Genomic DNA, 7,686 nt, shown 5'->3' on the forward strand with positions numbered 1-7,686 from the left:
CGTTGTTGACGTTGTTGAGCGTGTTGACGTTGAYGCTCTGCAGCTGGRSGATGTTCTGGTTGACGTTGACATTGACGTTGGCCRCCGGGCCCAGTCCCTGCATCCAGGTRTTGGCGCCGCCGCGCACCGCGGCCAGGGACTTGCTGTCGAGTTCTTGGGTCAGCGCGAGGTCGCGCACGGTGATGGATGACATGATGCTGCTCCTTGAATGCAGTGATGGCCGGGGGGGGCGGCGACGATTAGCGGTAGATGTTGTTCTGGGCGTTCTGGGTCGAGTTGACATGCGACTTGATGTCRTCCGCGAAGGCCGTGTTGTTGCCGTTCATGTTGACCACGTTCTGGGTCTGGCCGATCAGCTGCGAGGCGTTGAAGGTCGAGTCGAGCTTGACCGAGCTGAACACGGGCATGAAGGGCACGAAGCCGCCGCGCACGCTGCGCATGGCGCCGGCGTCGAGTTCTTCGGTGACGGACAGGTCCTTGATGGCGATGGTAGTCATGGCAGTTCTCCTGGAAGGCGGTTGGCCAGCTGGCCGGGTATCGATTGGGACTTCGGTTCGTTTGCTGTCGAGCATCTTTGCTTCGCTCGGGAGGTACAAACGCATGGAGTGTGCCAAGGCAGGCCATGTCGCCGGAAATTGTCCGCAAAGCCAGGCTGGCACTGGGCTTCGGCTGCTTCGCTGCACATGCGGCGTACCCGCGGGCGGGCCGGCGGTGCCGTGGGCTGACGGGCCGCGGCCAACACTGTCGCCGCTTGTGTTCGCTTGCGCACGACACCTGGCGCAAGACAGGCCTGCCACGAGGCGCATGCGCCGCGCGCGGCCGTTGATGCGATGCACGGGGGGTTTGCGATTGCCATGAGTGCGCACTAGTATCCATCGTGGGCAGGTACTCGCTGGAGAATGGCGAGTGGGCGCTCAATGCGCAACTTCGCGCTACTACGTCGCGGCTGCATCGATGCCTAGCATTCCGGACCTGATACGAACCTTCCAAAGCGGTGGTCTGTCGCACGAAGAGCTATTTGCCCGCATCGACCGCACCCTGGCCGCCGACCAGGCCAGCGCGCGGCAGCTGGCGGAAATGCTCAGCGAGGAAAACACGCGCGTGCCGTTGCCGCCGGGCGTCTATGAAGAGGTGCTGCGCCGCATCGAGCGCCGCAGCAACACGCAGTTCGAGGAGGGTGGCGAGGAGACCCGCATGGAGACCGGCCCGGCGGGCGGTGCGTCCATGCCTTCCACGCCTTCGTCGCCTTCGGCCGGCGCCTCGGTCGCGGCGGCCGGCGGCCAGGCCATCCCGGCCGGCGAGCCCGTCAAGGGCGTGGGCGATACGCTCAATGGCCGCTTCGTACTGGAGGAATGCCTGGGTGTGGGCGGCATGGGCACGGTTTTCAAGGCGCTCGACCTGCGCAAGCTGGAAGCCTCGGACCGCAAGCCCTATATCGCCATCAAGGTTCTCAATGTGCAGTTCCGCGGTCACCCGAAATCGCTGATCGCGCTGCAGCGAGAGGCACGCAAGGCGCAGACGCTGGCGCACCGGAACATCGTCACCGTCTACGACTTCGACCGCGACGGCTCGGTGGTCTACCTGACCATGGAGTACCTGCAGGGCAAATCGCTCAACCGCATCTTGCGCGCGCCCGATTTCGCCGGCATGCCCTACGGCAAGGCGCTGCCCATCATCACGGGGATGGCGCGCGCGCTGTCGTACGCGCACGAGCGCGGCTTCGTCCATTGCGATTTCAAGCCCGCCAATGTGTTCATCACCGACAGCGGCGAAGTCAAGGTGATCGACTTCGGCATCGCGCGCGTGTTCCAGCAGCCGGCCGACGATGCCGATCCCACCGTCTTCGATCCCGGCACGCTGGGGGGCATGACGCCTGCCTATGCCAGCCCCGAGATGTTCGATCACAGCGAGCCGGATCCGCGCGACGATATCTATGCGCTGGCCTGCGTGACCTACGAACTCCTCACCGGCCGCCACCCGTACGAGCGGCTTTCCGCCAACCAGGCGCGCAGCGGCGGCCTGAAGCTGCAGCGGCCGAAGACGCTCTCGCGCGGCCAATGGCGGGCGCTGCGCGCTGCCTTGTCGTTCGATCGCGCCACGCGTACGCCGACCGTGGCGCGCTTCCTGGCGGACCTGGGCGCCGAGCGTTCAGGCATGCCGTCGCTGGCCAAGCTGGGCGCGGCCTCGCTGGCGGGCCTGCTGGTGGTGGGCGGCGTGGGCTATTTTGCGTGGCGCACGCGCGGCGCCGCCGATGTCAAGACGCAGGCGGAAGCCCCGGCCGGCGCTGTGCCCCCCGCCGGGAACAAGGCACCCGAGCAACCGCCGGCGCGCGCGGAAGCCGTGCCGCCGCGCGCCTTGTCGATGCCTGCCGTGGCGGCCGTGCTGGCGCGCGCGCCTTGCTCGCTGCTGGCCGCCTCCGCGCACGGCGAGCACGAACTGCAGGTGCGCGGGTTCGTGGCGGAACGCTTCGGCGTCAAGCGCTTGAAGGAAGACCTGGGCGCGGTGCCGGGCGTGCAGAGCGTGAACCTGGAAGTGCAGCCGCTGGGCGACGACAAGTGCGACGTGGTCAAGCTTGTCTCGCCCTACTGGTCGGGGCGCCGCAGCGGGGATGCGCTCGCCACCATCCGCACGCGCGCGCCCGGCGGGCAGCTTGCCGAAGGCACGCCGCTGATCGTCGATATCACCACGCCGCCATACGATACCTACGTCTACGTGGACTACTACATGGCCGACGGCAAGGTCGTGCACATGGTGCCGAGCGCCCGTTCCAAGGCCAACCAGGCGCCGGCGAGCTATAGCGCCACAATCGGCAGCCTTGGCGACTGGGTGATCTCCAAGCCGTTCGGCACGGAGCTGATCGTGCTGCTCACCGCGCCCGCGCCGCTGTTCGACGCGCTGCGGCCCGAAGCGGAGTCGCGCCAGGACTATCTGCGCGCGCTTGACCGGCAACTCGGGCCGATGGCGGCCAAGCATGGCGAGGACCGCATCGGCGCGGACATCGTGCAGATATCCACCCGGCCGCGCTAGGCGCCCGGCGCGCTTCGCTGCCGGGCCCGTCCGCGGCCTGCTTCGGGCGGCCTGCTTCGGGTGGCCTACTTCAGGCGACCTACTTCAGGTCGCGCACCACGCGGAAGCCGTTCTGCGACTGCCGCACGCTGGCGCTGTACTTGAAGCGGGTGGAGGAGAGCATGTAGCTCGCGCCTTCGTGCCACGAGCCGCCACGGATCACACGCACGCTGCAGCCGGGGTCGTCCCAGGCGCGCCCGTCCACCGGCGCGTTCTTGTAGGAGATGTGCCAGCAATCGGCCACCCATTCCCATACGCTGCCGTTCATGTCGTGCAGGCCAAAGCCGTTGGCGGCGAAGGAGCCGACATTGGCCGGTGTGTCGGCGTTCCACGGGTCGCCGCAGTCCTTGCAGTTGGCGGTGCCCTTGCGCATCTGGTCGCCCCACCAGTAGAGCGTGCTGGTGCCACCGCGCGCCGCGTATTCCCACTCGGCCTCGGTGGGCAGCCGGTAGGCCTTGCCGCTGGTCTTGCTCAGCCACGCCAGGTACTGCTGGGCATCGTCCCAGCTGATGTCGCGCACAGGCGCGTTGCGCGCCGCGCCGGCCACCGTGGCGATGCGCTGGCAGCCGCCGGCATCGGCGCAGGCGCTCCATTGCTCGACGGTGACCTCGTACTTGCCGATGGCGAAGGGCTGGCCGATGGTCACGCGGTGCGGAGGCTTCTCGGTCGGGTCGCCACCGTTGCTGCCCATGGTGAAGCTGCCCGCCGGCAGGCTGTGCAGCACGGGACAGGCAGGGCAGTCCTTGAGCTCGCCGGGCTTGATGTCGACCGTGACGGCGCCGCTTGCCACTGCCCGCTGCGAGCCGGGCGCGGGCGTGCTGGCACCGGCCGTCGCGCCGGGCGGCGCAGTTGCCGGCGCACTCGCCGGCCCCTGCACCTTGCCGCTCTGCGCGCGTGCCGGGGGCGGCGTGACGGTGCCCTGCGCGGCAGACGGCCCTGTCGACGCGGACCCCGGGCGGGACCGTTCGGGGGGGGCGGCGGGGGTGCCCGTCTCGGGCTTGGCGCCGCTGGCGCGCAGGCGCTCGATGCGGGCCCGTGCCAGCGGTGCGAAGCGGCCATTGGGGTAGGCCTTCAGGTACGCCTCGTAGTCGCTGGAGAAATTGCTGTTCTTGATCGATTCCCAGAAGGTCAGTTCGTACTGCTCGTCGCTGTCCTTGGGCAGGATGCCGCGCTGTGCATATTGTAATGGCGACACCCGTGTCGGTCCGCCGGCAGGCGCTGCGATGCCACCGGCGCCGGCATCCCCGGCCGCCACGCGCGCCGCAAGCCGCAACGGTGCCGGCAACGACGACGATATCCATGGTTGCTGCCCGAGCCCGGTCTGTTGGCTGACGATCTGGCCGGCACGGCGCAGGGCGGTCTCGGCATCGGTCCCGGGCATCCGCATCGCCTGCAGCAGCGCGGCGGTGAAGGCGCCGTCGCCGGCGCGGGCGCCGGGCGCCGTGGCGTAGGCGATCACGGTTGCGGGGGGCGCGGCCGGCGGCATCGCCGTCGCGCCGCGATACGGATTGTCCAGGCAGGTATCGAGGATCAGGATATTGCGCCCGCCCGGGCGCGCCGCCGGCATGCTCGCCAGTATCGTGCCCAGTTCCGTCGCGCCGGTCAGCAGCCGGTGGGGCGCGTCGCCGCGCACGTCGACGGGAAGCAGGAGCGGCCTGTCGCCGACTTCGATGCCGTGGCCGGCGAAATAGAACAGGCCGACGCCGCCCTTGCCAAGGCGTTGCCGGAATTCGGCAAGCGCCTGCGCCATGCCGGCGCTGTCGAGGTTCTCGCGCAGCATGACGTCGAAGCCGAGCGCTCCGAGGGCCTGTCCCATCGCGCGCGCATCGCTGGCGGCGTTCGGCAGAGGGGCATCAGCGTATGCGGCATTTCCGATCACGAGCGCCAGGCGCGCCTCGCTGCCTGGCTCCGGCGTTCCGGGCGCGGCTGCGGCAGGGAAGGCCGTGGCCAACCCGATCAGGCACACGACAAGGAGTTTTCGCCACATATGCAGGCCTTGTTCGTACGGCGCAGAAGTTCATCGCCGCGCCGCGTGCCGATGGTGTCACGTGGTCGGCGAAACACGATGATGCCGGGCCATCGCGCCGGGTCCGGGGTTTGCCGTGCGAAGGCAAGATGCCGCGCTGGCGATACCGGGCTGGCTCAATCCACCATAGCACAGCGATTGTGAATCCGGAGGTGCTTTGCGACGCCGGGTGGCGCAGCGGGCGCACCATCCGCCGCGTGCGGCGCGGGCCGGGTAGCGTCAAGTATCTTTTTACGGTTTTCCGTTCTAAGCTGAATGACGAAAATGCAGGGCGCTGATCAAGAGCAAGAATCCACGCCGCGCTTTCGAGAATTCGCGAAAGAGTGAAAAAGGGTGCAGGAAGCCCCGCCGGTGCCTTGCCGGCGCGCCTGGCGCTTGCCGCGTTGCCATGCATGTGCCGCCGCGCACACGCGCGCTGCAGCACGGACCGTCGTAGGGAGGCCTTTCACATGCACAGGCGAACCGTGCTCGGCACCATGGCAGCATCGCTGCTGGCTGCGTTGCCTTCGATCTCGTTTTCCACGCCGGCTCCACCCAATGCCGAGGCCTACATCATCTGGCCGCCCGACGGCGCCGTGATCGAGGGCGGCAAGTTCTGGGTGCGCATGGGCCTGCGCAATATGGGCGTCGCCCCCAAGGGCGTGGAGATGGCCAACGTCGGCCACCATCACCTGCTGATCGACACCGATCTGCCGCCGATGGACAAGGAAATCCCCAACGACCGCAACCACCTCCACTTCGGTGCCGGCGAAACCGAGGCGCGCATCGAGTTGCCGCCAGGCAAGCACACGCTGCAGATGCTGCTGGGCGATGCGAATCACAAGCCGCACGATCCGCCCGTGTACTCCAAGAAGATCACGATCACAGTTCGATAAGAGGCACGATCAAAAAAGATCCTGGCGTCGTTGCACAGCCTTGCCGTACTACCGTGCCGTCTGCGGCCGCGCGCCTTGCCAGGACCGCTTCGCTTCATGCTTGACGGTGCCTGTCAGGCCCGGACCGCCATCCCGGCGGCACCCAACGGGAGAGAGTTCATGCGTAAGCTCATTCTGGGCGCTGCGCTCGCAGCCAGCCTGCTTCTGAACGGCGCGATGCCGGACAACGCGGTGGCCGGTCCCACGCCGGCGCCGCCCAATGCCTACCTGTATATCGGCTTCCCCAACAACAACCAGGTCCTGCCGGCCGGCAAGCCGATCAAGGTGTGGTTCGGCCTGCGCGGCATGGGCGTGGCGCCGCGCGGCGTGAAGTTCCCGAACAGCGGCCATCACCACCTGCTCATCGATACCGATCTGCCACCGATGGACAAGGAGATCCCCAACGACCGCAACCACCTGCATTTCGGTGCGGGCGAAACCGAGACCACCATCGAACTGCCGCCCGGCAAGCACACGCTGCAGTTGCTGATGGCCGACGACAAGCACATCCCGCACAATCCGCCGATCTACTCCAAGAAGATCACGATCTACGTGAAGTGATCTCGCCGGGCGCACCAGGGGCGTTGCGCTAGCCGGGCCACAAGAGCCCGGCGCACCGCCGCCGCGCGGCGCCATTCCCGGCATCGTCCCGCGCTTCGTTTCCCCGCCGCGCCCTTCTGCGCTTCCTTCATTTCCCGCATTTCCTCCCGTTCCTGCGCCGCCATCGCCGCCGCCATGAATCCCGGTCGCCGCGAGTGCCGACCCTGACGTGTGTTTTCCGCTGCTGTCTGTTGCCCGCGAACACCCGCGCGCCATTGTGTTGGTCCACGCCCGTCAGCGCACTGCCGTGCCAGCTGGCGCGCGCACCGGTTCCATGTGCTGCGCCAAAGAAAAAATCCAGGCGGGGACTGGGTTTGCGGGCGATCCGCGCCGACATGGCCCGCCTTGGCACACTCCATGCGTTTGTACCTCCCGAGCGAAGCAAAGATGCTCAGCAGCAAACGAACCGAAGTCCCAATCGATACCCGGCCAGCTGGCCAACCGCCTTCCAGGAGAACTGCCATGACTACCATCGCCATCAAGGACCTGTCCGTCACCGAAGAACTCGACGCCGGCGCCATGCGCGCCGTGCGCGGCGGCTTCGTGCCCTTCATGCCCGTGTTCAGCTCGGTCAAGCTCGACTCGACCTTCAACGCCTCGCAGCTGATCGGCCAGACCCAGAACGTGGTCAATATGAACGGCAACAACACGGCCTTCGCGGATGACATCAAGTCGCATGTCAACTCGACCCAGAACGCYCAGAACAACATCTATCGCTGATGTTGCCGCCGCYCTGCCGGCCCCGCCGAGCGCGCCAACCGAATTCGCACATCACTGAGTACCGGAGAACTGCCATGACTACCATCGCCATCAAAGACCTGTCCGTCACCGAAGAACTCGACGCCCGCGCCATGCGCAGCGTGCGCGGCGGCTTCGTGCCCTTCATGCCCGTGTTCAGCTCGGTCAAGGTCGATTCGACTTTCAACGCCTCGCAGCTGATCGGCCAGACGCAGAACGTGGTCAACATGAACGGCAACAACGCTGCCTTCGTGGACGACATCAAGTCGCATGTCAACTCGACCCAGAACGCTCAGAACAACATCTATCGCTGATGTTGCCGCCGCTCTGCCGGCCCCGCCG

The 7,686-nt window shown here is 67.3% G+C and carries 8 protein-coding genes; 5 read left to right on the plus strand and 3 right to left on the minus strand.

Annotated elements, in window-relative coordinates; translation table 11 throughout:
* Positions 1-193: hypothetical protein (locus AB4Z48_RS40010; RefSeq protein WP_441624365.1), on the minus strand; the 193-nt coding region annotated here is incomplete at its 3' end.
* A 46-nt stretch (positions 194-239) separates the two neighbouring features.
* Positions 240-497, minus strand: a complete 258-nt coding sequence (locus tag AB4Z48_RS40015; protein WP_441624367.1) for a hypothetical protein — start codon at positions 495-497, stop codon at positions 240-242.
* A 457-nt stretch (positions 498-954) separates the two neighbouring features.
* Between AB4Z48_RS40015 and AB4Z48_RS40020 the strand changes: the two genes are divergently transcribed.
* On the plus strand, positions 955-3,027 hold the full coding sequence (locus tag AB4Z48_RS40020) for a serine/threonine-protein kinase (RefSeq protein ID WP_441624369.1): 2,073 nt from the start codon (positions 955-957) through the stop codon (positions 3,025-3,027).
* A 79-nt stretch (positions 3,028-3,106) separates the two neighbouring features.
* Here the strand turns inward: AB4Z48_RS40020 and AB4Z48_RS40025 are convergent, their stop codons facing one another.
* A complete protein-coding gene (locus AB4Z48_RS40025; protein WP_441624371.1) occupies positions 3,107-5,053 on the minus strand; it encodes an SUMF1/EgtB/PvdO family nonheme iron enzyme in 1,947 nt (648 codons plus the stop codon).
* 488 nt (positions 5,054-5,541) lie between these two features.
* Here AB4Z48_RS40025 and AB4Z48_RS40030 point away from each other — a divergent pair, with 488 nt between their 5' ends.
* The 4 genes from AB4Z48_RS40030 (at position 5,542) to AB4Z48_RS40045 (ending at position 7,658) form a co-directional block, all read left to right on the plus strand.
* Positions 5,542-5,967, plus strand: coding sequence for a DUF4399 domain-containing protein (locus AB4Z48_RS40030; RefSeq protein ID WP_441624373.1), 426 nt, complete (start codon positions 5,542-5,544; stop codon positions 5,965-5,967).
* A 159-nt stretch (positions 5,968-6,126) separates the two neighbouring features.
* Positions 6,127-6,567, plus strand: coding sequence for a DUF4399 domain-containing protein (locus AB4Z48_RS40035; protein WP_441624375.1), 441 nt, complete (start codon positions 6,127-6,129; stop codon positions 6,565-6,567).
* A 501-nt stretch (positions 6,568-7,068) separates the two neighbouring features.
* Positions 7,069-7,326, plus strand: coding sequence for a hypothetical protein (locus AB4Z48_RS40040; RefSeq protein WP_441624377.1), 258 nt, complete (start codon positions 7,069-7,071; stop codon positions 7,324-7,326).
* 74 nt (positions 7,327-7,400) lie between these two features.
* Positions 7,401-7,658 carry a hypothetical protein gene (locus tag AB4Z48_RS40045; RefSeq protein WP_441624379.1) on the plus strand — a complete coding sequence of 86 codons (258 nt, stop codon included), beginning with the start codon at positions 7,401-7,403 and terminating at the stop codon, positions 7,656-7,658.
* Positions 7,659-7,686 lie beyond the last annotated feature (28 nt).

This window comes from Cupriavidus sp. 2TAF22, from assembly GCF_052115045.1.
Classification (GTDB): domain Bacteria; phylum Pseudomonadota; class Gammaproteobacteria; order Burkholderiales; family Burkholderiaceae; genus Cupriavidus.

Excerpts from the sequence above, each read along its gene's own strand:
- AB4Z48_RS40020 (WP_441624369.1), top strand. The coding sequence starts at position 955 with ATGCCTAGCATTCCGGACCTGATACGAACCTTCCAAAGCGGTGGTCTG.
- AB4Z48_RS40025 (WP_441624371.1), bottom strand. The coding sequence starts at position 5,053 with ATGTGGCGAAAACTCCTTGTCGTGTGCCTGATCGGGTTGGCCACGGCC.
- AB4Z48_RS40030 (WP_441624373.1), top strand. The coding sequence starts at position 5,542 with ATGCACAGGCGAACCGTGCTCGGCACCATGGCAGCATCGCTGCTGGCT.
- AB4Z48_RS40035 (WP_441624375.1), top strand. The coding sequence starts at position 6,127 with ATGCGTAAGCTCATTCTGGGCGCTGCGCTCGCAGCCAGCCTGCTTCTG.
- AB4Z48_RS40045 (WP_441624379.1), top strand. The coding sequence starts at position 7,401 with ATGACTACCATCGCCATCAAAGACCTGTCCGTCACCGAAGAACTCGAC.